The sequence below is a fragment of the Pseudoalteromonas aquimarina genome (assembly GCF_049257255.1).
Taxonomy (GTDB): domain Bacteria; phylum Pseudomonadota; class Gammaproteobacteria; order Enterobacterales; family Alteromonadaceae; genus Pseudoalteromonas.
In genome coordinates, this window is record NZ_JBMMUG010000005.1 from 43,761 (window position 1) to 70,474 (window position 26,714).

Here is a 26,714-nt window from a genome sequence, read left to right on the forward strand (position 1 = left end):
CCATGAACCAAATTACCCAAGAAAACATTCAAGTTGGTGAAATTGCTAACGGCTTACCACTGACTATTCCGGTTTATCGCCTTACAGGCAATGGCACTGGGCCAAGTGTTTACATTCAAGCAAATATGCATGGCGCTGAAGTGCAAGGTAATGCTGTTATTTACCAACTGCTTGAAAAATTAAAGCAACAAACCTTAGCATCAAGTATTACCTTAGTACCGTATGCCAACCCAATTGGTTGCAACCAGAAATCAGGTGAATTTACATTAGGCCGTTTTGATCCAATTACCGGTACCAACTGGAATCGCATGTATCAAAACCATGCACATTTGGTAGAAAACTTTGTGGCTGAATTTAGTGATGCCAGCGTGGATACCATTAAAGCCGAATTTAAAAAACGTTTGGTTGCAGCAACAGCTGCTATTTTAGATGGCCCAAGTTACACCCTAAATACAGGTAAACGTATTGCGCTTAATCTACAAAAGTTAGCTCATCAAGCAGACATTGTGCTCGATTTACATACAGGGCCAATTTCTGCGAAGCATTTATATTGCCCTGACTATGCCAAAGACAGTGCGCGCTATTTTGATATTGAGCATGTGTTACTTATTCCAAATGAGTTTGATGGTGCCATGGACGAAGCTAACTTTTGTCCATGGTGGCAATTAAGTGAAGCATACAAATCAATTGGTAGAGAGATTCCAGTATTAGTTGAAGCATTTACCGTAGAGCTAGGGTCGCAAGAAAAGATTGATTTAACCGAAGCGGAAAACGATGCAAATAGCATTTTGAGCTATTTAACTTATAAAGAAGCGTTACTTGATTCGCATTTTAAGCCTAAGCCGATAACACGTTACGCATGCTATCTGAATGATTACCTTGCGTTTTATGCACCTATGGGTGGCATGGTTGAATATACAGCAGCATTAGGTAGCCATATTAAAGCTGGTGATACCATTGCCAAAATTTTACGTATGGAGCGCTATCTTTCAGAGCAACCGCTTAATCACATCACGCTAGATAAAGATGCTATCACTATTTTGCATTTTGCCTCAGCTAGCGTAAATCAAGGCACTGAGCTTTATAAGTTTTTCACAAATTATTTTGAATTGTAACAGTTGCGTGAGAAGTCCCCTCTGGGGCACAAGGCGGCATTTATGCCGCCTTTTTTATGTTTCGATTTTGGTTATAATATAAGCCCACTCACTTTAGGGATAAAATTAATGCGCCTTTTAGCTCCTGGCTTACTACTCTCACTAGCTCCCCTATTTGCCTTTGCAAATGATGAACCTTCCGAAAATCAATTAGCTAAACAATGTATCTTAAATGAACTTGCAGCTGGCGATGAATCTCAGACACTCGCAGAAGTGAAGAAAAAGTGTATTCAAATAGCCGATATGGAAAAAATGTCTGCTATTGATAAACGTGTTATTCGCGAAAAGGTCACAACAAACAACCCAAATGTGATCACTCCCCATAAGCGTAACTACATTTTACCCGTTACGTATATGGACAGGCCTAAAAATACACCCGCTGCACGCGATCCAAATTTAAAAGGTGCTCCACTTGATGATTTAGAGGCGAAATTCCAACTATCTTTAAAAGTGCCTTTGTACCAAAGTAAGTCAGATATTGACCAAGCCTTTTACTTTGGCTTCACCATGCAATCTTATTGGCAACTTTATAATAACGATATTTCATCGCCATTTCGCGAAACAAACTACCAACCAGAAGTTTTCTGGATGAATTTGCTCGATGATGAAAATCGCTTGTGGGGTGATGAAATGGGTATTGCCATTGGCTTTGAACACCAATCAAACGGGCGAAATATACCCCTTTCACGCTCTTGGAACCGTATTTATGCCAACCTATTTTGGGAGCATAATGGTTTAGTTTTTAGCTTTAAGCCTTGGTATCGCATTCCCGAAGAAGAAAAACGTAGCCCAGAAGATCCAACCGGTGACGACAACCCTGATATTCATGAATATATGGGTCATTTTGAGTTTGCCAGCGTGTATCGCTATGAAGAGCATGAGTTTACGGTGATGTTACGTAATAACTTAAAATCCGATAACAAAGGCGCTGTGCAGCTTGATTGGTCATTCCCTGCATGGGGGCGTTTGCGTGGTTATGCACAATACTATAACGGTTATGGCGAAAGTTTGATTGATTACAACCAACACATTGAACGCTTTGGTGTGGGCATTCTATTAACTGACTTTCTCTAATTTAGCTGCTTAAAATACAGAAATAAAAAAACCAGCCTAGGCTGGTTTTTTTATTTAAGCGATTTGCAAAAAATTACTTTTTCGCTTCACGGCTTGCACGCTTACGATCGCTTTCCGTTAGTAATTTCTTACGAATACGGATGCTCTCTGGCGTTACTTCTACTAGCTCATCGTCATCAATGAACTCAAGCGCTTGCTCAAGCGACATAATGATTGGTGGCACAAGGTTTTGTGCTTCATCAGTACCTGATGCACGAACGTTTGTTAATTGCTTACCTTTAAGCGCATTAACCGTTAAGTCGTTATCACGGCTGTGAATACCGATGATCATACCTTCGTAAACTTCAACACCGTGACCGATGAATAACTTACCACGGTCTTGTAAGTTGAATAGTGCGTTCGTTAATGCTTTACCTGTAGCATTAGCGATTAGTACACCGTTCTTACGCAGACCAATTTTACCGCCTTTGTGAGGACCGTAGTGATCGAATGTATGATAAAGAAGACCTGAACCTGAAGTAAGCGTCATAAAGTCAGTTTGGAAACCAATCAGACCACGTGAAGGCATGATGAAGTCCATACGGATACGGCCTTTACCATCTGGTGCCATATCAGTCATTTCAGCTTTACGTAAACCAAGCTGTTCCATGATTGAACCTTGGTGCTCTTCTTCAACGTCAACTGTTACTGTTTCGTATGGTTCTTCTAATTGACCATCTACTTCACGTAAGATTACTTCAGGACGAGATACTGCTAACTCGTAACCTTCACGACGCATGTTCTCGATTAAGATACCTAAGTGAAGTTCACCACGACCAGATACACGGAAGCTATCAGGGTTGTCAGTTTCTTCAACGCGTAATGCTACGTTGTGAACTAGTTCAGCTTGTAAACGCTCAAGAATATTACGTGAAGTAACGAACTTACCTTCTTGACCTGAGAATGGTGACGTGTTTACAGAGAACGTCATTGTTACTGTAGGTTCATCTACAGAAAGTGCCGGAAGCGCTTCAACTTGGTTAACATCACAAATTGTGTCTGAGATTTTAAGCTCACCAAGACCTGTAATAGCAATAATGTCGCCCGCTTGTGCTTCTTGAGCTTCGTGACGGTCAAGACCTAAATACGTTAATACTTGGCCAACTTTACCGTTACGTGTTTTACCATCCGCACCAATAACAGTTACTTGCTGGTTAACTTTAACTGTACCGCGCTTAATACGACCAACACCGATAACACCGATGTACGAGTTATAGTCAAGCTGTGAAATCTGCATTTGGAAAGCACCAGCTGGATCTGCATCTGGTTTTTCAACTTGCTCAACGATTGCTTCAAACATTGGCTGCATGTTGTCTGACGGTGAGTCTAGATCTAACGTTGCCCAACCATTGATTGCTGACGCATAAATAACTTGGAAATCTAACTGCTCGTCAGTTGCACCTAAGTTGTCGAATAGATCAAATACTTGGTCCATTACCCAATCAGGGCGCGCGCCTGGCTTGTCGATTTTGTTGATAACAACGATAGGCTTAAGACCTAATGCGAATGCTTTTTGCGTTACGAAACGCGTTTGCGGCATTGGACCTTCTTGCGCATCAACAAGTAGTAATACTGAATCAACCATTGAAAGTACACGTTCTACTTCACCACCGAAGTCGGCGTGTCCCGGAGTGTCTACGATGTTAATGTGGTAGTCATTCCATTCAATTGCAGTGTTTTTAGCTAGGATTGTAATACCGCGCTCTTTCTCGATATCATTTGAATCCATAACACGTTCTTCATTACCGCCACGTGTTTCTAATGTACCTGATTGCTCAAGTAGCTTATCAACTAGTGTTGTTTTACCGTGGTCAACGTGCGCGATAATCGCAATATTACGTAATTTTTCGATACTCATATTTTTACTCAAGTTAGTGCTCTGGATAAAAGCTACGGATTATCTGATAAGCACAATACCTACCAAAGCCCGCTAAAAATCTAAGCTAAACACCTTTTATGTCACCTTAATGATGACCACAAAAGGGTCTGCGCCTGCAAAAAAGTGGCATATTATCCCCTATTACTGTGACAGATGAAAGTTTAGACAGAATAAAAATAGCTGATTTTTGCGATATTTTTGTCACATTGATGGTTTATTTTAAAAAAACAATTTTGGCCTTGCGATTTTAGCCGTATTTTCTAGACTTTATCGCGCACCACCATGGTGCGATCAGGGATCTTTTTGGTGCATCAAATTGGTGCAACACAAAGCTGAAAACACCAAAATCGATTTAATTCAATAAGTTATAAAATTGGCACAAAATCCGCTTTATAGACAGCGATTTCAAAATTAAAAAACAACACACGGTTGGAGGACTATATGTCACACACGGTTTTACAATTTATTAAGGAAAACGACGTTAAGTTTGTTGACCTACGTTTCACAGACACAAAAGGTAAAGAGCAGCACGTTTCTATTCCTCACCACCAAGCTGACGAAGATTTCTTTGAAGATGGTAAAATGTTCGATGGTTCTTCAATTGCTGGTTGGAAAGGCATTAACGAATCTGACATGGTATTAATGCCAGATGCAGACTCAGCTAAGCTTGACCCTTTCGCTGAAGAAACAACTTTAATCGTACGTTGTGATGTTGTAGAGCCTTCAACACTTCAAGGTTACGAGCGTGACCCTCGTTCAGTAGCTAAGCGCGCTGAAGAGTACATGCGTTCAACAGGTATCGCGGATACTGTACTTTTCGGTCCAGAGCCAGAATTCTTCCTATTTGACGATGTTAAATTTAAAACTGACATGTCTGGTTCTATGTACAAAATTGATGCAGAAGAAGCATCATGGAACTCTGATAAAGATTACGAAGGCGGCAACTCAGGTCACCGTCCAGGCGTAAAAGGCGGTTACTTCCCAGTAGCACCAGTTGATTCATCTCAAGACTGGCGTTCAGCTACATGTCTAGTACTAGAAGAACTAGGCCACGTAGTAGAAGCACACCACCACGAAGTAGCAACTGCAGGTCAAAACGAGATTGCTACTCGCTTTAATACAATGGTAATTAAAGCTGACGAAATTCAAGAAATGAAATATGTTATCCACAACATGGCGCACCTTTACGGTAAAACGGCTACTTTCATGCCTAAGCCAATCGTTGGTGATAACGGTTCTGGTATGCACTGTCACCAATCTCTTGCTAAAGATGGTCAAAACATCTTTGCTGGCGACAAGTACGGCGGTCTTTCTGAAGAAGCACTTTACTACATCGGTGGTATTATCAAGCATGCTAAAGCAATCAACGCGTTTGCGAATGCATCAACTAACTCATACAAGCGTTTAGTACCAGGTTTTGAAGCGCCAGTTATGCTTGCTTACTCAGCACGTAACCGTTCTGCATCAATCCGTATTCCAGTAGTACCATCAGCAAAAGCGCGTCGTATCGAAGTTCGCTTCCCAGATCCAACAGCTAACCCATACTTAGCATTCTCAGCAATGCTTATGGCTGGCCTTGACGGTATTAAGAATAAGATCCACCCAGGTGAAGCAATGGATAAAGATCTTTACGATCTGCCAGCTGAAGAAGCAGCTGAAATCCCAACTGTTGCAGCATCACTTGACGAAGCACTAGCATGTCTAGACGCTGACCGTGAGTTCTTAACTCAAGGTGGTGTATTTACTGACGACCTAATCGATGCATACATCGCTCTTAAGTCGAAAGAAGTAGAAAAATTAAACATGACAACTCACCCAGTTGAGTTTGAAATGTACTACAGCGTGTAATTATTACACGCCTCCAGATTCAATTTATTGTTTCAATGTGTGTTCCTAAGCCCGTTCTGCGGGCTTTTTTTGTGGAAAAACGAATATATATATTATACATTTATACTACCTGTGCCTTATCGTATTGTTTAGCTGATGGTTTTTATAGCAAGTTTTACTTGGTAACAGGCGAACTTTCCGGTTCAGTACTAGAATAAAAACAATATATATAAGCAAGGATTCGATGTGGCTTTTAAAGGCTATCTGCTATCACTATTAATTTTTCTACTGTTACTGCCTGTAGCAGATATTGCCGCGAAAGAAATTTATATGTGGCGTGATGAAAACGGTGTGCTCGTTTTTTCTGATACTAAGCGTCCTGGCGCAAAGGTGATTTCGCTCGCCGATGATAAAGTAACCAGTATGAAAAAGGCGGATACCTCTGTTTTTGACAAAGATAATTCGCAAACTCAAGCCATCAAATATGGTATCGAAATCGTTTCACCGAGCCATGAAGACACCATCCGCGATAATACCGGCTCACTCCATGTTTCCACTCGCATAACACCAAGCTTCAACCCTAAATTTAAAGTACAGCTACTATTTAACGGTAAGCGCAATAACCCGCCACAATCAAAAGCGGTTTTTGTAATGCGTAATGTTGATCGTGGTGCACATACAATTCAAGCGCAACTCTTTGATGAAAAAGGCGAAGCTGTTGCAACTAGCGAGCAAATAACCTTCTTTATGCACCGCGCTAGCAGCATCGCAAAATAACTAACTTATCAGGCGAATTACGGAACGCTTCTTGCTTTTTACTAGTAAGTCTCAATTTCGATTGATTTTAGTTAAAATAGCGCACTAAAATGGTGCAATGATGCTTAAAGACATATCTAACTATATTAAGTTACTAGAACACCTTACAAGTTGCGTTTTGTTGGTTGATGGCAAGTTTAAACTTTATTATGCCAATACCAGCGCAAGTGAATTATTTGGTATTAGCACCAAACGCATTGTTGCAACTAATTTTAAGCAACTGTTTCATTATCACTCCATTGATTTAAAAAAGATTCTTGAGAACACTTACGACAGCGGAAACGACTGTGTTCAACATCGCGCCAATGTAGTTTTTAATGATGGCAGGCACGCAACTATCAGCATTTCGGCGCGTCGAATCGAACTGGATAATCAACTTTTAATGTTACTTGAATGCCGCTCTTTAAACCAAGAACTCAAGCATGATCAAGCCTCTCATCAGATGCACCAACAAAGTGCAGCACGAAATTTAATCCGCGGCCTCGCCCATGAGATTAAAAATCCTCTGGGTGGCATACGGGGTGCGGCGCAGCTGTTACAGTACGAAAGTGACCAACAAGAACGCGTACAATGTGCAAACTTAATTATTGAACAAGCCGATCGCCTTACAGAGCTTGTTGACAGGCTACTTGGGCCAAATCAACTTCCCAAAAAAGAGTGGATCAACATTCACCAAACGTTGGAATCAGTTATTAAACTTAGCCTGCTCGACAACCAGCATAAAATTAAATTAATTAAAGATTACGACCCGAGTATTCCCGATGTTTACATCGATAATGGCAAAATCCAGCAAGTACTACTAAATATTGTTAAAAATGCGCAGCATGCACTTAACAAATTAGCTGAGCTTGGCACTATTACACTTAAAACTCGGGTTAAACATCATATTAGGCTGCACAACAAAGCCTTTAAAAATGCTTTGTTAATTCAAATTATCGATAACGGCCCTGGTATCGATGATTCATTGAAAGAAACTCTATTCTTTCCAATGGTTACCAATAAAGATGGCGGCTCAGGCCTGGGGCTTGCCATTGCTCAAACCCTTATTGATCAACACAAGGGCTATATCGAATGCGATAGCTGGCCTGGCCATACCGAATTTAATATCTATTTACCCCTTTCAATGGAGAAGCCAGAATGAAAACTGTTTGGATAGTTGATGATGATGCTTCGATTCGCTTTGTACTGGAAAAAGCCCTTAAACGTGCAGGCTTTAGTACCGAATCATTCGCCAGCGCAGAAGCGGCAGCATCAGCACTAGAATACGACCAACCAACAGTGCTTATTTCTGATGTCAGAATGCCAGGGCAAGATGGCATGTCATTACTTGAAAATATCGTTGAGCAGAACCCTGGATTACCCGTAATTATTATGACGGCGCATTCTGACCTCGATTCTGCTGTACAGGCTTTCCAAAAAGGGGCGTTTGAATATTTAGCCAAGCCATTTGATTTAAATGAAGCTGTTTCACTTGTTGAAAGCGCCTGTCGAGCAAATACACGGGTTAAAATCAAACCCAGTAAAATGGAAAAGAAAGCGCCTGATATTATTGGTGAAGCACCTGCAATGCAGGAGGTGTTTCGCGCCATTGGTAAGCTCAGCGCATCAAGTATGAGCGTACTGATTAATGGTGAATCAGGTACAGGTAAAGAGCTTGTCGCAGGTGCCTTACACAACCATAGTCCGCGCCGCGAAAAAACCTTTATCGCCTTGAATATGGCGGCAATTCCAAAAGATTTAGTTGAATCTGAACTATTTGGTCATGAAAAAGGCGCTTTCACCGGAGCCGATAGCGTGCGAAAAGGGCGTTTCGAGCAAGCCAACGGTGGTACGTTATTCCTCGATGAAATTGGCGATATGCCGCTTGATGTGCAAACACGTCTTTTACGGGTGTTGGCTGATGGTGAGTTTTATCGTGTTGGCGGGCACCAAAGTATTAAGGTCGATGTACGTATTATAGCTGCTACCCACCAAGACTTAGAAAAGCTCGCCCGTGAAGGTAAATTCCGCGAAGATTTATTTCATCGCTTAAACGTGGTGCGTTTAAAGTTACCTCCTCTGCGAGAACGAAGTGAAGATATCGAACAACTCGCTAACTACTTTTTAGATAGAAGTGCCAAAGAGCTCAAAGTAGACAGCAAAATACTCTCCAAAGAAGCGGCTAAAAAAATGATGGGATTTGCTTGGCCAGGTAATGTGCGTCAGTTAGAAAACACCTGCCGCTGGCTTACCGTAATGACTCCAGGGCAACTTATCAGCATCGAGGATCTACCAAACGAAATCACAGATCAACAAAAGCATAGCGAAAGCAGTCAAGATTCAGACTGGCAACAACAATTTCAAACTTGGTTTGAAAGTGAGCTAAAACAAGGTAAGCACAATATTTGGCCAGATATTCAAAATAAAATAGAAAGCCAAATTATTAAAAGTGCGTTAAAACATAGTAATGGCCACAAGCAAGATGCTGCGCATTTAATTGGTTGGGGGCGAAATACGCTCACTCGAAAATTAAAAGAGCTTAATATAGAGCAATAGCGCTAAATCTATTAAACTGAATTAACCGCCTGTTTTATCTTATTTTACAGTGGCGGTAGTTCAGTTTAAGTGCAATATTTAAAGCTCTAATTAATTAGAGAATGCAGCAGGAAATTATATGATAAGCACGGAATCTCTAGTAACGAGCTTTTCCAAGCGCTATAACTTAGCGCTTTTTGCTATCGCGATTTTAATTTCGTGCTCATTCTTCATTATTACGCTAGAGCAAAAACAACAAGAAAGCTATGCCAATATTATTAATAAAGCAGGCGAGCAACGCATGCTTTCTCAACGTATTGCGTTATTAGCCACGCATATTCTTGCTCATGATGATGAACAAGCACATCATCAACTTTTAACGCAAGCTGCTACTAAATTACGTAGCAACCAAACGCAATTATTGCAGCAATTAAATCTTTTCGATGAACAATCTCAAACTGAAATCACTGCGGTTTATCAAAACGACAAGCATCTTTCTTCGCGCCTTGAAGAGTATATAAATAGCGCGCTTTTACTTACGCAAAAACAAACACTTTCAGAATCACAACGCGCTTTATTTGAGCTCGAAAATAGCGACAAACTACTTGCCGATTTGCACTTGGTGGTTACCTTATTTGAAAAGGCTGTTATAAAAGACAAACAAGCCCAGAACAAGCTCATTTACCTCACTTGGCTAGGTGCGTTAATTTGTTTACTCGGACTTGCATTTATTCTTCTTAAACCAGCCCAGTCTTGGTTAGCAGATACCTATACTAAATTACTTATAGAACGCAATCGTGCCGCTGATTTTGAATTTGCACTTAATAAACACTCTGTCGTAATCCAAGTTGATCAACATACTAATATTCTTTATTACAACAAAATGTTCAGCCACTTTTATGGTTACGAGCAAGGTGAACTAATCAATCAAGTCACTCAGGTATTACGCAGTAACCACCATGATGAAAGCTATTACAATGAAATAACCGATGCGCTTAAAAATCACAAAGTGTGGCATGGGGAGATCTGTAATAAAGCTAAAAATGGCCAACTTTGCTGGTTTAGTACCACCATAGTGCCATTACGAAGTGATGACGAAAAAAATAGAAAATCGATTATTATTCAAAATGATATTACTGAGCAAAAACACGCTGAGTTTGCCTTAAAACGACTTCATGAAATCACCAGCAACCTTACAAGTTCACTAGACGATAAAATTAACGCAATGCTGCAACTTGGCTGTGATATTTTTCAGCTGCCTTTTGGTATTGTGAGTGAAATTACAGACTACTACAAAGTGCTTTATAGCGTTTGTCCAAACGATGAGATTTTACCAAATCAAGAGTTTGAATTTGAACATACCTACTGCTTCCACACTTTTAATGCCAATAAAGCAATAGCATACAATCATGTCGCAAAAAGCGACATTGCAGCACACCCCTGCTATAAAAACTTTGGTTTAGAAAGTTACATTGGCTGCCCTATTTTTGTTGAAAATAAACGCTTTGGAACGCTTAACTTTTCTAGCCCCGAAACATCACCTCATCCATTTACAAATAGCGATCTCGAAATAATTCGATTATTTGCGCACTGGATAGGTTTTGAGATGATGCGCATTAAACAGCAAGAAAAACTGCTGTCACAACAACAATTAATGGAAGAAATGAGTGAGCAGGCACAAATTGGTGCTTGGGAATATAACGTGCCTAATAACTCGCTTTATTGGTCAAGTATGACCAAACGTATACATGAAGTAGACGAAGAGTTTGAGCCTGTTGTAGAAACTGCCATTGATTATTACAAAGAAGGTGAAAACCGCGAACGCATTGCCGAGTTAATGCGCTTGGCAATTGAAGAAGGCAAACCTTTCCAAGAAGAATTAGAGCTTATCACCGCAAAAGGAAACGAAATTTGGGTTGCAGCACGCGCCCAACCTGAAATGCTAAACGGCCAATGTTTACGCGTTTTTGGTTCATTCCAAGATATTACCGACCGGATAGCAGCGCAAAACACACTAAAAGATACCAACCAACGCTTACAGTTTGTGCTTGCATCAACCAGTGTAGGCATTTGGGATTGGGATGTTGAAAGCGGTAAAACCACATTTAATGAGCGCTGGGCAACAATGATTGGCTATACGCTTGATGAATTAACCCCTACTTCAGTTGATACCTGGATGAGTCTTCTGCATCCTGAAGATTTAGCAAAAGCAGAGCAACAGCTCCAGCTGCACTGGCAAGGTGAAGCGGAACATTACAGTTGTGAGACCCGCATGAAGCATAAAAACGGCAATTGGGTATGGGTACTCGACACCGGTAAAATTGTAGAATGGCATGCAGATGGCACTCCGAAGCGAATGATAGGTACCCACCTTGATATTCACCAATCAAAACAAGCCGAAATTGAAATTCAGGACAAAAACGAACGAATGGCGCTCGCTGCTGATTCCGCTGGTATTGGTATTTGGGATTACAACGTGCAAACCCAAGAGCTAAAGTGGGATGAGTGGATGTTCAAACTATATGGTGTTGAACATACTGACTTTATGGGTGCATATGAAGCGTGGGAAAAAGGCCTGCACCCCGACGATAAAGCAAAAGCCGTAGCAGCATTAGAACATGCGCTCGAAACCAATTCAAAATTTGATACTGAATTTAGGATCATTACACCCGAGGGAAAAGTACGTTACATCAAAGCAGCTGCTTTCAACAAACTTGATAACACTGGCAAAGTATCGAACATGATAGGTGTGAACTACGATATTACAGAGCGTGTTGAAAATGAGTTAGCACTTACAAAAGCCAAGATTGATGCTGAAGCTGCTGTTATCGCAAAAGATGAATTTTTAGCAAGTATGAGCCATGAGATTCGCACACCAATGAATGGTGTCATTGGCATGCTAGACCTACTTCATGACAGCCCTCTTGATGATGAACAAAATCACCGTGTATCAATAGCGAAAAATAGTGCAAATTCGCTACTTAACCTGATCAATGACATTCTCGATTTTTCAAAAATAGAAGCAGATAAGTTAGAGCTTGAAAATATTCAATTTGATTTGCATTTATTGCTTTCAGAATTAGCCGAACTCTTCGCCACGCGTGCCGAGAAAAGAGGGCTTGAATTGATTTTAGACACATTAAATTTAAGCGAACACAGCATTATTGGCGACCCAAGTCGGATTCGTCAAATTCTCTCTAACCTGATTGGTAACGCCATTAAATTTACCCATCAGGGAGAAATCGTGATTAGTGCTTCACTTGAAAATGAAAGCACAGAGCACTGGCAACTTAAACTCGCTGTTAAAGACACAGGTATTGGTATTGCACCTAATAAACAGCAACAAGTATTTGAACTATTTAGCCAAGAAGATTCTTCTACTACGCGCAATTACGGCGGCACAGGGTTAGGCTTAGCCATAGTTAAAAAGCTCTGTAATCGCATGAATGGCGATGTTTCATTAGAAAGCCAGCAAAATAAAGGCAGCACGTTTACCTGTGATATTCGTGTTACTAAAGCTAAACAGAACAAGCTATTACAACCCACTACTTCTATAAAAAACCTAAATATTTTGGTGGTTGATGATAATCAAACTAACTGTGAAATCCTGACCAAGCAGCTTGTAAACTGGGGTGCACAGGTCAGTTCATGTAACAGCGCACAAGAGGCACTAAGCCTATGTCGCGCCCAAGCAGATGAAACTACTAAGTTTGATGTAGCCATACTCGATATGCAAATGCCACAGATGAGTGGTGATATGCTCGCTAAAGAAATGCAAGCCGATCCTAAGCTTGCCAATATTAAACTAATTATGATGACGTCGATGCAACATAAAGGTGATGCTAAATATTTTGCAAATATTGGCTTTAGCGGGTATTTCCCAAAACCTGCCACCAGCGCAGATTTACTCGCAGCACTGCAAATTATTGTAGATAACGGCGAACCACTGAAACAAGCACAGCCATTACTAACAAGGCATTATATTAACGAACTGAGTACACCAGAAAACAATTTAAAAGACTCAGTTCTACCTAAATTAAATATTTTGCTGGTCGAAGATAACAAAGTGAATCAATTGGTTGCTAAAGGCATATTAGCAAAGCTTAATCAACAATGTGAGCTGGCTGAAAATGGCCTTGAAGCACTTGCCACACTGAAACAAGCAAAAACGCCATTCGACGTTATTTTTATGGATATACAAATGCCTGAAATGGACGGTTTTCAAGCCACGCAAGCGATTCGCCAAGGGCAAGTCGGTGAACTACATCAAAACACAACCATCATCGCAATGACAGCGAATGCAATGGAAGGCGATAAAGAAAAATGCCTCAACGCTGGAATGAATGAGTACATCTCTAAGCCTATCTCAATTGATGATGTTGAAAGTACCTTAGTCAGTGTTGTGAATTCATAGTTTTACTTTGCAATCATCCAATAAGCAAAAGCCGCAAAAACATAACAAATTGAAATTAAATAATATATTTCTGTCGACTTTTGTCTCAGTAAGTGGACGATAGCATTTAAGCTAACTAATATTGTTTAGGTAATACAATTTACATTCGGGAATATTATATTGTCCTCTTTTCTAAAACATCTCTTGTTAAGCTTAACCCTATTTACTCTTTTTGAGGCAAAAGCCAGTGTTACTCTTTTAGTTACGGATCAGCACAACCAACCTCTGGAAAATGCACTTATTGAAATAGAGCTCAAGCAAAAAAGTGCACAACAACAAGCTGACAAAACCCTTTATGTAATGGACCAAATTAACAAAACATTCAAACCGCATATTTTAGCTATTCCACAACATGCTTTGGTAAATTTTCCCAATAGTGATGATATTCGTCACCATGTTTACTCGTTTTCAAAAGTTAAGCCCTTTGAGTTAAAGCTATACGCAGGAAAACCTAAATCACCTATTTCATTTGACCAATTAGGTGTTGCCGTTTTAGGGTGCAATATTCATGATTCAATGGTGGGATATATTTATATTCACGATAACAATCTAATCTACCAAAGCGATAGTAGCGGCATAATAAATCTCGAAGCTCCCATCAATTCAATTGCTAACGCGTGGCTTTGGCATCCAAGAAACAGCAAAGGGGTAAACCAAAAGGAAATAATCGACGTAAATACCCTAACTCAAAATGAAAGCCCTGTAATAAAACTAACTATTATGCCGCCCGAAACTAGAGAAAGCTTCGAAGATGTTTTTAAATCAGCTCAATAAACTCGGGTTAAAGTCACAAATAACTTGGCTTTCTGCTTTTTTAATCATTATTACAGCCACTTTATTAACAGCCAATTATTGGCTGACAACGGCTGATTATGTGGAACAACAACTCAAACAGCAGATCCATTTTGCTCAGAATGTGTTGCAGCAGAATTTAAAACAACAAGAGCAAGTTCTCATCACCAGTGCCAACGTGCTTACTGCTGACTTTGGCTTTAAACAAGCTGTAGCAACACAAGACACTAAAACCCTACAAAGCGCCTTACTTAATCATAGCCAACGAATTAAAGCTGATTTAATGGTTTTGATTGACCTTAATGGGGAGTTTATAGCGAGCAATGATCAAACTCACTATACATCGAAACTAGTGCAAGAGCATATAAAGTCAATGCCGTTTAAAACCGCACAAGCTCAAATATTAAGTATTCAAGACAATGTTTATCAAATTATTTTAGTGCCTGTAAAAGCACCTAGAACAATTGGATATGCAATTATTGGCTTTCGATTTGACCAATCGACACTACGTCAATTACGGGAGCTTCTATCATTAGATATCAGCTTTATTTCAGGTGAGACAATTTTTCAGTCTAGCTTGTCTGAAAGCAGCCTTGCCAATGAAAATCTTATGGCGCCAAATCAACAAGGAATACAATTATTACTTTCGTCAGCGAAATTTTTTCATCAAACTATTGAACTGACAAATACCCAAAATATCAGTGTGGTACTTTCAGCGTCTTTACAACAAATTCATAGCGACTTTAAACGCTTAGTAGTGGCAACGATTATCGCTACACTGTTAATTTTAATTTTTGCTATCAGCTTTTCGCGGGTTCTATCTAAACGCGTGACTCACCCTTTGAAAAAGCTTATGGGGCTAACTAAAGGTATTAGTGCAGGCAATTTTGTGGTGCCAAAAGTGGAAGCTAGCTTCCCAAATGAACTTGCCAAGCTCTATCAAGATTTTGAAGTGATGAGCAATGCCATTAAGCAAAGAGAGCAAAAAATAACGTACCAAGCAGAAAGAGATTTATTAACCGGCCTTAATAATCGTTATAAAACACTGAGCGACCTTAATTTACTGTTTTCTCAAAATATCCAAATAGCAGTTATTAACTTTAATATTAAAGGCTTTAAAACATTAAATGACACAATAGGTACGGTTAATGGGGATAAGATTTTACAAGAAATAGCCAAACGCTTAACCCAATACAAAAAGCTTTCTCAATCGAGTGAATGCACCTTACTTTCGCGATTGCATGCAGATGAATTTTTAATTGCTATCAACATTTCCAATGTAAAACAAATAAATAACATCATTACACAGCTGCGTAATGAACTCGAGCGCCCTTTCTATATCGATGAAATTGTACTTTCACTACAGCTCTACTATGGCATTGCTAATTCGATTGAGCATGGAAATAACAGCGAAAAGTTAATTCGAAGAGCCTCTATGGCAGCATCCAATGCGGTAAAAAATAATAACACCTTACTTTTTTACCAAGACGGTGAAGATGAAGCCTATCTTTATAAGCTTAATTTAATTGAAGAACTTAAAGATGCGCTCGAACAAGATGGTTCCAATCTTTTTTTAAGCTATCAACCCAAACTCAATTTAAAAACCAAAAAAGTGGATAAAGCAGAGGCGCTTATTCGTTGGATAAACAAAGAGGGAGAGTTTGTTAACCCTGAGCTATTTGTTGCGCTTGCAGAACAATCAGGATTAATCGTTACATTAACGCAATGGGTGATTCGCCAAGCAGTAATGCAGATTTCACTTTGGAATGAACAACAGTTTAGTCTTAATGTTTCAATTAACTTATCTGCGCAAGATATTCAACATGAACAATTTGTATATTTTTTGCTTGAGACGACCGCAGAATATGGAGTTGATCCATCCAGCATCATTCTCGAATTAACAGAACGTGATATCGCCGATAATGAAGCATTGGTTGTGTCGCGCTTAACACATTTAAAATCATTAGGTTTTGAAATTTCTGTTGACGATTATGGCATCGGTCAATCCTCACTAGCAAAGCTCAAAAGCCTGCCTGTTGATGAACTAAAAATTGATAAATGCTTTATTCTTAAACTTGATGAATCTCAAGAAGATCAAGATATCGTCGCATCAACAATCGCCCTTGGCCATAAGCTGGGTCTCAGAGTGGTCGCTGAGGGGGTTGAGAATTTGGCAAGCCTTGAATTACTCAAACAATTTAACTGTGACTATATTCAAGGATATTACCTTGCAAAGCCGCTCAAGGCTGAGCAATTAACTCAATGGTATTTTGACTATGTTTCGGCTTCTTAGTTGTTTCTTATTTTTTTCAGCATTTTATTGCTCTGCAAATGGCAAAATTCTCGCAACGCCTGGTGTATCTCAAGTAGAAGGCGCAGCTGGCGGAGGCTTAGTGCCATGGGCGCAACTTGCGGGATATGCCACCGAAGATGAATGGGCACTTTCAGGGTTTTGTACGCAAGCCAATGTCGATGACTTTGAACTCAGTACATGTGGTTTTCAAGCAAACTTATTTGACCGCGTTGAATTTTCTTATGCTGAGCAAAAGTTTGATGTACTCCCGCTTTCAACCACCTTAAAACAAAATATTATTGGTACCAAAGTAAGGCTTTATGGCGATCTTGTATATAGCCGTTATCCGCAACTTTCATTTGGTATTCAGCACAAACAACTAGATAACGCCGATATTGCTTTTGCCCTTGGAGCAGAAGATGACTCCGGTACCGATTTATACCTTGCAGCCAGTAAGCTGCATTTAGGCGCGCTTGCTGGCTACAACTTACTTTGGAATGCCACGCTGCGCCACACCTCAGCCAATGAAATGGGACTACTTGGCTTCGGTGGTTCACAGCAAAATAGTTGGCTACAAGTTGAGGCATCTACTGCAATTTTAATAAATAAACATCTTGCTTTTGGCACTGAATATCGCCAAAAACCAAATAACTTGGGGCTAAAAGAAGATAACTGGCATGATATATTTGTTGCGTGGTTTCCCAATAAACATCTCAGCATTACCGCAGCCTATATCAATTTAGGTACCATTGCCGGCATCGAGAAACAACAAGGATGGTACATTTCATTAATGGGGTATTTTTAATGAAGACGATAATTCCTTTTTTCCTCATGGCTTTGCTGCTTACAGGTTGCGCTCACCTAAACCAAAATCAAACCCTTTATCAGCAGCTTGATGGTCAGCAAGGCATCGAAAATATTGTAGATAGTTTTATTAAACACATTGCCCAAGACAAGCAAGTCTTTCACTATTTTGCTAAAGCCAGCGTAAGCCATTTCCGTGCTGGATTCATTACCCATTTATGCGATGCCGCAGACGGGCCTTGCGAGTATAAAGGCGATAATATGGTCGACATTCACACTGGCATGAATATCAACGAAGCTGACTTCAATCGTATTGTTGAGCTACTAGTTAAAGCAATGGAAGATAACAACGTAAGCTACCCAGTACAAAACCGAGTACTTGCCAAACTAGCATCACACCGTGCAGACATTATTAAGCGTTAATTAGCTCTCAATTAAACTATAAATTAGATTTAACTTAAAAACAGATAACAAGAATATTAATTTTTTGTTGGCAACTCTACGGTAATCAGAGCGCCCCCAGTTTCTGGGTGAGTACTAAGTATTAAATTTCCGCCATGCCAGTGACAAATTCGCTCCACAATATACAAACCAAGGCCATAACCACTAGCTACAGCACTTTCTTTAGATGATGAAAATGGAGCCAGTAACAAATCAGCATCATTTGGTAGTCCAGGACCATCATCGTATACCTGTAAAACCTGCTTTTTACCTTGATTTTGTAAACTTAAAACAACTTTATTTTGAGCGTACTTAACACCATTAAACAATAGGTTTTGAACCAAAATAGCAAAGCTTGTAGGTTCGCAATTAAGCCATTTTTCAAAAACCTGTATTTCGATCTTAACATCTGTAAACACTTGGTTTTTGGTAACTTCCCCACTTAAAAACTCAAACGCATCAATGCTCTCAATTGCTAATGGTTTACTGAGATATTCAACTCGCGCAAAGTCTAAATACTGACCTAACCGATTTTCAATTTCGTCTATATTATTGAGAATAGTGCGTTCCAACTCTTTATCAATATCAGTTTGTAATGACATCATAAAGCGCATTCGCGATAGCGGTGTACGGATTTCGTGGGAAATAATACGAGATAAGTCTTCATGCAATTGAATAAACTTACTTATTTTTTCGGACATTTCTGTGAGGCTTTGCGCAAGAGGAAAAACTGTTGAGCTTGGTTTAACCGCTGTCTGAAAAGCCCTTTTTTCTTTTGCGAATTGTCGGGCAGCTCTTTTAAGCAATGCTAAGTCTCTAAAAACAGGCCAAATTAACGACATTACTAACAAAGCAATTGTGCTGTAGGCTAGTAAAAAATAAATATTGTGCTCATCTTGCGGTGGAGCAACTGTGATTGGTCCTAAACGAAACACTTTATTGCTATTATCTTGGTCATCTAAGAAATAAACATAATTCCCCTCATCTTGACTGACAGTCAGCATTCTTGAGTCGATCAATTGCTGTTGCAGTGATAACGGAAGAACAAGCTCGTTTTGCTGCAGTACGCTCATCGTTTTATCTTTATTTTCTATCAAAGTAGATATTTGTGAAATAGGGAGAGCAATAACCGGAGATTGTTCATTCAAATAATTTTGATATATCTGCCCAAAAGCAGTAAGCACCGCAATAACACTAAATATAATAAACGCATAAAGGCGGAAAAATTGCTTACGCATAATACTAAGAAGGTACCTGCAACAAGTAGCCTTCTCCACGAATTGAAATAATATCGAGCTCCTCTATATCATGCTCTCTTATTTTTCGTCTTAATCGGCTAATCTTAAGATCTGCGGCCCTATCAAGACCATCATACTCTCGCCCGATAATTTCTTTAAATAAGGTTTCTCGCGACAACGGTGTCGGATAACTTTCAATCAATAGCTTTATTAAACTAATTTCATCCTCATTCAAGCTAATGTGGTGGCTGTTGTATATTAACTGACGTTGAATTGTTTCAAGCTGCAAAGAGCCAATAACTTTGAATGCTTCTCCTTTACCACTAAGGCGCAAACAACTATTCACTCTCGCAAGTAGTAACTCAGGGCGAACTGGTTTTATTAAGTAATCATGGGCACCAAGATTTAAACCTTTAATCTGGGAGCTATCAGAGTCTAAAGCTGTCAAAAACAACACTGGGCAGGTGAAATGCTTTTTAATAAATGGAAACAACTCAAAGCCATTGCCATCTGGTAGCATCACATCACATAAAATAAGGTCGGGGTTAAAATGACTATAACTTGCCATAAATTGAGAGCATGTATTTACGATGGTAACATCAAGTCCATTTTTTTGTAAAAAGCGGCTTATTAAGCTGGCTAATTCTTTATCATCTTCAATTAATAGAACTTGATGACTCAATGCTATATCCCCCATCCAAAACGTCTTCTAACACGATAGTTTTTAGGATTCAATTTTCCAACCACTAATTTCTTTTGCACAAGAATATTGCCAGATTCATTTGTTAGAATAACATTGACTGTTGACTCTAACGTTATGTGGTAGTTTGTTGACAGTTTACTTTCATTAAAACATCTTGGTACGAATTCTGGTAACTCGATAAGTATACATAATGAAGAGTTACCAGGTGCAGATGCTGTAACTTTCACGTTCATTTCACACTTAGGTACTTTACCCTCATAAATACAGGTGTGCGGAGTTACCTCTAGGCTTGGTCCAAGCACAGCTGTTGGTATAAAAAGTAAAGCTACAAAATGTTCTAATAGCATGTGATATTTAAATAGTTAAAATTCAAACGTTATTCCAGAAAACCCAGATAAGTATTGGTCTGCACCAAACATTGGAGTATTACTTAAATCTTTATCAATCCATGTATTTGAAATGCGCAACATAAAGCTGAAATGCTCGTTTATAGGATATCGATACTCTAGTTTTAGATGATAGTTAATAGCACTTCCACCTAAGGAGCTATTAACTATTCGAGATACTGACTCTGACGGCCTGATGCGATAATAATATTCTATTAACTCATTGCTTTTGTGCGTAGCTCCCGCCTCGGCTAAAAATTGCCCACCGAAAAGAGTGTTAGCATAATAAACAACCAATTTATTTTCAGAACCATTATGAACACTGCTTATATCGTGCAATGTAGTTAATTCGATACCCACACCTCGATTTGCATAGCCAAAGGCAAATCCAGCTTGATACGAAATACTACGCTCAATAGGCGTTAGGTAATCAGGAATTACCGGCGGTCGACCTGGTCGATTTAAATCTCGCAACCCATTTATAGCAAATAGCTTATCGATCCCATCAAGTTCAAAGAAAAAGCCATCTTCATTAAATGTTCCAACTACATCAAAATAAACAGACCTATTTTGGTAAACACTGTAGCCTAGAGAAAAATCATCGAAATACCAATTTTCACCATAGTAAGCGAGATGTGGCAGAACAAAAGAAACTATATCTTCAGCACCATGAATAGGGTTTTCAATACCACCATAACCAAAAGTTAAAGACGCTTCTAATGCGCCAACCTCAATGTATTGTCCATTATCTACTTCTTTACTATGCGCAATTTTTGAAATAAATAGCAACGCACATACAAAGAGTATGTTTTTTCTCATGATTTTATAGTCTTCACATAAAGTAGTGATTAAATCTTAATTACTTAACACAAGAGTGCAAGATGGGTATTTGAAATCTTTCATAGCAAAAAAAGACTTTTGCAACACAAAAATATAACACTTTAATTTGTATAGCATTTTATTTAAGACAACTCTACAAGCAGTACAAATTGCTACAAAAAATAAAATTTTTATAAATAAAACCAAGATGTTTAAACAGTTAAATTTTTGTAACCAAGATGTACAAAAATGTACATAGAGTTGTTAGTGACCCACTTCAGTAATGTGATTGAATCGAGTCGTTTAAAAATTCCGATTATTTCGGATTCATCAAATTCAATAACAAAGCTAATTAGGGTTTATTATGAAAAAAACAACAATAGCAACTGCTGTTGGTGTCGCGTTATTTAGCGCAACATCACTATATGCAGCTGTGCAGGAAGATTTAAAAAGTCATTATGATAACAACAAATTAAAAGCTCCTAGCTTCAACTTTGAAAGCATTCAAGAACTACAAAAGCAATTAAACGAACAAAGTACAACTGACGCAGCTAATAATGGTGTTAACGTACAATTAAATGCACAAGCAAATAAATTTGTTAAAGAAAATATTGAGGGTGAACACATTTACATCGTTCGCCTTCGTGATGCGTCTGTCGCTGTTGCTGCAAAAGATCCAAGTTCAGCCCTCACTCGCACAATGAATCTCAACAAAGGTAAACTTTTTGAGCGCGGACAAACAACTTCAAAAGCTGTTTCGATGTATGAACAGGAACTGCGTAAAAAGCAACAAAGTGTTATGCAGGAAGTGACCGCCCTAACAGGGCGTACAGAAATCCGTCGTCAATTTACAAAAGCGATTAACGGCTTCTCAGTCAAAATGACTGAACAAGAAGCTCAGCGTATAGCCAACTTAGGTAGCATAGCTTCAGTAATGCGCTCAAAGCATTACGATCTTCTAAGCGATGAAGGTCCTAAGACTATTCATGCTGATAAAGTATGGTCTGGCGCTGCTACAGCAGGCATCAAGCACAAAGGTGAAGGTCAAATTATCGGCATAATTGATACTGGTGTTAATTCTGATCACCCATCTTTCGCAGATTTAGGCGGTGATGGTTATGACCACACTAACCCTTGGGGTCCAAATCAATATGTGGGTGATTGCGTTGAAGATAAAGAACATATTCAGTGTAATGACAAACTTATCGGCGTGCGATCATACGATATAATTACAGATAGTTTCTCAGCGATGATCCCTGGTTGGCCAGCAATCGGTGAAGATTACCAAGGCCATGGTTCACACGTTGCTTCTACTGCTGCAGGTAACGTGGTTAAAGATGTTCCGTATATGGTGGCAGGTACAGGAAATGAACTTGATGGAAAAATCATCAAAGAAGCCTTGTTTCCTGAAATCTCTGGTGTAGCTCCACATGCAAATATTATATCTTATCAGGTGTGCCATTCTTCAAATGATTCAGGTTATAGGGGCTGTCCGGGCGAAGCTCTTGTTGCTGGTATAGAAGATGCAATTTCAGACGGTGTTGATGTTATCAACTTCTCAATCGGCGGTGCTGACTCTAATGTATGGGCTGACCCTGTTCAACTGGCATTTTTATCAGCTCGTGAGGCTGGTATTAATGTTGCGGCAGCTGCGGGTAATTCAGGTACAGGTGTATGTGGTGGTTCTGAGTGCATGGGTTACCTAGATAACTCCTCACCTTGGTTAGCACAAGTTGCAGCAACAACACATGGCCGCGAAGTAGAAATTGAAACGAGTATTGAATACGCAGGCTTTATCGACCCTGAAATGGGCTCAGAAGTACCAAGCTGGTCCGACATAGGTTTAATAGGCGGCGCAATCAATAATGAAGAAATCACTGGGGTAGTCGTTTGGGCCAAAGACTACGAAGACATCAATGGTGATAAAGATTCAAATGGATACTGCGTAAATGAATATCCTGCTGGAACATTTGACTTCTTTAAAGACGGAAGTGAGATCCCTGGAGCAGCAGCTGGTGACACCAATGTTATTGTAATTTGTCAGCGCCATGATGCTACCGATCCTAATGCCAACGCACGAACAGCTAAAGTTGATAATGTTAAAGCTGGAGGCGCTGATGGTTTTATTATGTATAACCGAGATCGCAATCAAGGTACTGTTCCAGAAAGTTACTCAATTCCAGGAGTTCACTTAACGTATGACCAATGGAATGGGGTTTATCCAAATGACGGATTAGAAGATTGGGTGGATAGTTTCAGCGAGCAAGGCCACATGATCTCTATTAAACCAACGGTTACCGTCCGCCGCATTGATGAGTCGAAGGCTGATTGGTTGGCTAATTTCTCTTCACGTGGCCCATCATACTCCAATGTTGAAATTTTAGCACCTACAGTCGCAGCGCCAGGTGTTGATATCTATGCCGCATACTCTGATGAACATCCTTTCGCTTCGACACCTTATGGTATGGATTATTCCATGAGTAGTGGTACCTCTATGGCGTCTCCTCACGTAGCAGGTGCTATGGCGCTAATTCGTCAAGCAAATCCTGATTGGACTGCCTCTGAAGTGCAATCAGCATTAATGATGACAACTGACAATGAAGTTCAATATTGGCGTCTTAATCAAGAAAACAGTGAATCTGATAAAGCACAAATCTATCGTGCAGGCACAGGCCGCATCAATGTTGAAAACGCAGTAAAATCAGGCCTTGTTATGGATGAAACTGCCGCAAACTTTTTAGCGGCTGATCCTTTTAACGGTGGTACACCACATCAGTTAAACATGCCTAATCTAGTTGATTTTTCTTGTGCTCCTGAGTGTCAATGGGTAAGAACTGTTAAAGCAACCAAAGATGGCACATGGACCGTGAGTCACGAAGATGTTGTCAATTGGGCATTTGATATGCGTTCGCAATCGGCACAAAACGGCGTAAATATCGAAATAACACCAAAAACGTTTTCACTAAAAGCAGGCGAAACACAAACAATTGTTGTTAAAGCATCCGTAATGGACACGCAAGATTGGTTCTCTAATTCTGAAGTGGAGTTACATACCAACCTTATTTTCCAAGCGCAAGAAGATAATATTCCTGACGCACACTGGCCAATGGCATTCAAATACGACCGTGGCGATTTACCTTCACGCCTTAACGCTGTTGCCCATGCTAATAACGAGAGCTACGTAGCGAAAGATATAGTTATGCCGCTAGTAGATAGCCCTGTAGCGCGTGCATACAAGCCAGTAAAAGCTGACATAAAAACAGCTACAATTCCAAAAGATGACGATCGTACTTTCCCATGGGCGCTTAACCGTACAACTGAAGCAGACGAAACCGATATTCTAGATGAAGCGGTACATACCGGTATGATATCGGTTGGACCAAATGCTAAGCGCTTAATTGTTGAAGTTCTAGGTGTGGAGTCTGAGCTTGAAAAGACATTAGCTGTTGGTAACCCAGGCGTTTATGTAGGTAAAGACTACAATGGTGATGGAAAAATTCAGCCTCAGGATGAAATTTTATGTGCATCTAGCCACGTTATCTATGACAACTTCTGTAACATCAATAATCCTGAAGAGGGTGAATACTGGTACATATTATATAACCACAATGACAGAGGTTATGAAGGTGTAGAAGAAACATTCGATTATGCAGTTGCAGTTGTGAACGATGAAGTTGATAGTGCTATCACAGCGTCACTTCCTTCAAGTGATGGTATTAACACAGTAGATATGCATGTTTCTTGGAACATGAATATGGATCTGGATGATGTTTATTACAGCCTGATTGATGTTGGTACATCGAGTGTAAACCCAAATAACATTGGTTCTATTCCATTCAAACTAGAGCGTGGTGTTGACCGTGTTCACTTGGATGTACCGCAAACCAAAGCAAAAACAGGTGAGCAAGTACCATTTACCTTTGAAGTATTAGCTAACAACACAGGTAGTGATCGTAACTTTACCTTCACTGCAAATATCCCTGAAGGGATGAATATAAATGCACAAAATGTGTTGAGCTCGCGTAGCGATGTGAGCATTGAAGTAGCCGATGGTAAGCTGATTGTATCAGGTATACAAGAAGATACTCGCGATGTGAAACCTGATTACATCGTAACCAACAATATTACTGATGAATTTTGTCGAACACCAGACTTTGGCAACAATAACCCAGGGGGTTATGTTGACCTCTCAAGATTTGGATTGATGCCTCTCTTATCAGGCTTCGATGAGAATAATCTAATCACATTCGACCGTGGTTATAGCCTACCAGTTAACACACTATTTAATGGTATTGATGATGTACATTTGTACAACAATGCAGATGCATCAAATGTAAGCTATGGCACTATGTCTGTGCATGGTAATGGTAAGATATCATTCGGTCCAACTCGTCACTTTGCACCTTATAGTTTCCAATTCCCTTACGAATCATTCCCGTATGAGAGCATTGGTCCACTATGGCGTGGTTATTTCCCTGGTTTCGTAAATGATGTAATGAGTGTTGGCTTAAGTGCACAAGAAGGTATTACTCTTGCAACAACCGGAACTTGGGCCATCATAGAATGGGATAATGCAGCTGACTATGGCGACCCAATTTATGATCGTGCTACGCGCTCATACGAATGGACTAAACGCGACAATTCATTCGACTTTGAAGTAATTTTCACACCATTTACTCGCTTCGGTGAGAACCAACATGAGATCTACTTGGCATACGACAATATTGATTTCGGTTCAACAGATGCGCGCGGTAGTATTGGTATTCAAGGATTTAAGGGACAATCATACTCACGTGGTCCACTAGGTGCTTACCTTGGCAAGCAAATTAGCTTTAATGAAGTTGATGATGTTGTTAAAGATGACATGGTGATCTGTATGGATTATGTAGGTCCTGAATCATCACGATTTGAAGTAACTGCATGGGCTGATATCTCATCAACATCAGCTGGACGTGATATGGAATTCACAGCAACAATTGAAGTTGATGGCATGGAAACCATTGTTAAGTCACATACACTTTCAGTGCCAAGCAATATTGTGATGGTAGAGCTTGACGATATGACAACAGATGAAAATCAAGCAATCTCATTCGATGTAACTTATGTAGATGAGCACAACTCTGCAAATGAAATCATTGTAACTGGTGATCATATGACTGCAGAAGTTAACGGAAACAATGTAACTATCAAACCTGAACAATACTTTTATGGAGAGATCGAAGTAACAGTAACTGTTCGAGACATTGAAAACACGTCTGATGCTGTATCAAGCAACTTTAATCTGACGGTACTTTCTGATGGTAAAGATGCCCCTGTTCAAGAAATTGAGAAGCCTAAAAAATCAAGTTCAGGTTCATTTGTATGGTTATTATTGCTAAGTCCATTAGCGTTATTTAGACGTAAACGTTAATTAGTTATTTCTTATGCAATACAAAAGGCTCACATTGGGCCTTTTTTTTTATGCTTTATCAGCTAGAGTGAT

Annotated in this window: 17 protein-coding genes; 12 read left to right on the forward strand and 5 right to left on the reverse strand. The window is 39.6% G+C overall.

Annotated features, from left to right (window positions below; translation table 11 throughout):
* Nucleotides 1-2 precede the first annotated feature (2 nt).
* Both AAEU29_RS13415 and AAEU29_RS13420 read left to right on the forward strand, forming a co-directional pair.
* Nucleotides 3-1,115, forward strand: a complete 1,113-nt coding sequence (locus tag AAEU29_RS13415; protein WP_421973833.1) for a succinylglutamate desuccinylase/aspartoacylase family protein — start codon at nt 3-5, stop codon at nt 1,113-1,115.
* Nucleotides 1,116-1,223: 108 nt separating this feature from the next.
* Nucleotides 1,224-2,228: a phospholipase A gene (locus AAEU29_RS13420; RefSeq protein ID WP_421973834.1), complete on the forward strand. Its 1,005-nt coding sequence runs from the start codon at nt 1,224-1,226 to the stop codon at nt 2,226-2,228.
* Nucleotides 2,229-2,301: 73 nt separating this feature from the next.
* On the opposite strand, the gene typA is transcribed toward AAEU29_RS13420, so the two are convergent.
* A complete protein-coding gene (gene typA, locus AAEU29_RS13425) occupies nt 2,302-4,125 on the reverse strand; it encodes a translational GTPase TypA (protein WP_421973835.1) in 1,824 nt (607 codons plus the stop codon).
* Between the two features lie 462 nt (nt 4,126-4,587).
* On the opposite strand from typA, the gene glnA reads away from it, so the two are divergent.
* The 9 genes from glnA (at nt 4,588) to AAEU29_RS13470 (ending at nt 18,068) form a co-directional block, all read left to right on the forward strand.
* On the forward strand, nt 4,588-5,994 hold the full coding sequence (glnA, locus tag AAEU29_RS13430; RefSeq protein ID WP_421973836.1) for a glutamate--ammonia ligase: 1,407 nt from the start codon (nt 4,588-4,590) through the stop codon (nt 5,992-5,994).
* A gap of 225 nt (nt 5,995-6,219) precedes the next feature.
* Nucleotides 6,220-6,750: a DUF4124 domain-containing protein gene (locus AAEU29_RS13435; protein ID WP_421973837.1), complete on the forward strand. Its 531-nt coding sequence runs from the start codon at nt 6,220-6,222 to the stop codon at nt 6,748-6,750.
* A 100-nt stretch (nt 6,751-6,850) separates the two neighbouring features.
* Complete coding sequence (gene glnL / locus AAEU29_RS13440; protein ID WP_421973838.1) at nt 6,851-7,930, forward strand: nitrogen regulation protein NR(II); 1,080 nt, start codon at nt 6,851-6,853, stop codon at nt 7,928-7,930.
* Nucleotides 7,927-9,324, forward strand: a complete 1,398-nt coding sequence (gene glnG, locus AAEU29_RS13445) for a nitrogen regulation protein NR(I) (protein WP_421973839.1) — start codon at nt 7,927-7,929, stop codon at nt 9,322-9,324. Before glnL ends, glnG begins: the two co-directional genes overlap by 4 nt.
* A 118-nt stretch (nt 9,325-9,442) precedes the next feature.
* Nucleotides 9,443-13,717 carry a PAS domain-containing protein gene (locus AAEU29_RS13450; protein ID WP_421973840.1) on the forward strand — a complete coding sequence of 1,425 codons (4,275 nt, stop codon included), beginning with the start codon at nt 9,443-9,445 and terminating at the stop codon, nt 13,715-13,717.
* A gap of 159 nt (nt 13,718-13,876) precedes the next feature.
* Nucleotides 13,877-14,530, forward strand: coding sequence for a cupredoxin domain-containing protein (locus AAEU29_RS13455; RefSeq protein WP_421973841.1), 654 nt, complete (start codon nt 13,877-13,879; stop codon nt 14,528-14,530).
* Nucleotides 14,508-16,841, forward strand: a complete 2,334-nt coding sequence (locus AAEU29_RS13460; RefSeq protein ID WP_421973842.1) for a bifunctional diguanylate cyclase/phosphodiesterase — start codon at nt 14,508-14,510, stop codon at nt 16,839-16,841. The genes AAEU29_RS13455 and AAEU29_RS13460 overlap by 23 nt, the downstream gene beginning before the upstream one ends.
* On the forward strand, nt 16,825-17,646 hold the full coding sequence (locus AAEU29_RS13465) for a DUF3034 family protein (protein WP_421973843.1): 822 nt from the start codon (nt 16,825-16,827) through the stop codon (nt 17,644-17,646). Before AAEU29_RS13460 ends, AAEU29_RS13465 begins: the two co-directional genes overlap by 17 nt.
* The gene (locus AAEU29_RS13470; RefSeq protein ID WP_421973844.1) at nt 17,646-18,068 is read left to right on the forward strand and encodes a globin domain-containing protein; all 423 of its coding nucleotides are present in this window, start codon (nt 17,646-17,648) and stop codon (nt 18,066-18,068) included. The genes AAEU29_RS13465 and AAEU29_RS13470 overlap by 1 nt, the downstream gene beginning before the upstream one ends.
* 56 nt (nt 18,069-18,124) lie before the next feature.
* On the opposite strand, the gene AAEU29_RS13475 is transcribed toward AAEU29_RS13470, so the two are convergent.
* From AAEU29_RS13475 to AAEU29_RS13490, 4 genes are read right to left on the reverse strand one after another with little or no spacing between them, the layout of a single operon-like run.
* Complete coding sequence (locus AAEU29_RS13475) at nt 18,125-19,324, reverse strand: sensor histidine kinase (RefSeq protein WP_421973845.1); 1,200 nt, start codon at nt 19,322-19,324, stop codon at nt 18,125-18,127.
* A 4-nt stretch (nt 19,325-19,328) separates the two neighbouring features.
* The gene (locus tag AAEU29_RS13480; protein ID WP_421973846.1) at nt 19,329-20,006 is read right to left on the reverse strand and encodes a response regulator transcription factor; all 678 of its coding nucleotides are present in this window, start codon (nt 20,004-20,006) and stop codon (nt 19,329-19,331) included.
* A gap of 2 nt (nt 20,007-20,008) precedes the next feature.
* Complete coding sequence (locus tag AAEU29_RS13485; RefSeq protein ID WP_421973847.1) at nt 20,009-20,374, reverse strand: DUF3019 domain-containing protein; 366 nt, start codon at nt 20,372-20,374, stop codon at nt 20,009-20,011.
* Nucleotides 20,375-20,389: 15 nt separating this feature from the next.
* On the reverse strand, nt 20,390-21,232 hold the full coding sequence (locus AAEU29_RS13490) for a MipA/OmpV family protein (RefSeq protein ID WP_421973848.1): 843 nt from the start codon (nt 21,230-21,232) through the stop codon (nt 20,390-20,392).
* Between the two features lie 364 nt (nt 21,233-21,596).
* Between AAEU29_RS13490 and AAEU29_RS13495 the strand changes: the two genes are divergently transcribed.
* Entirely contained in the window at nt 21,597-26,642 is a 5,046-nt protein-coding gene (locus AAEU29_RS13495; RefSeq protein ID WP_421973849.1) for a S8 family serine peptidase, read from the forward strand.
* Nucleotides 26,643-26,714 lie beyond the last annotated feature (72 nt).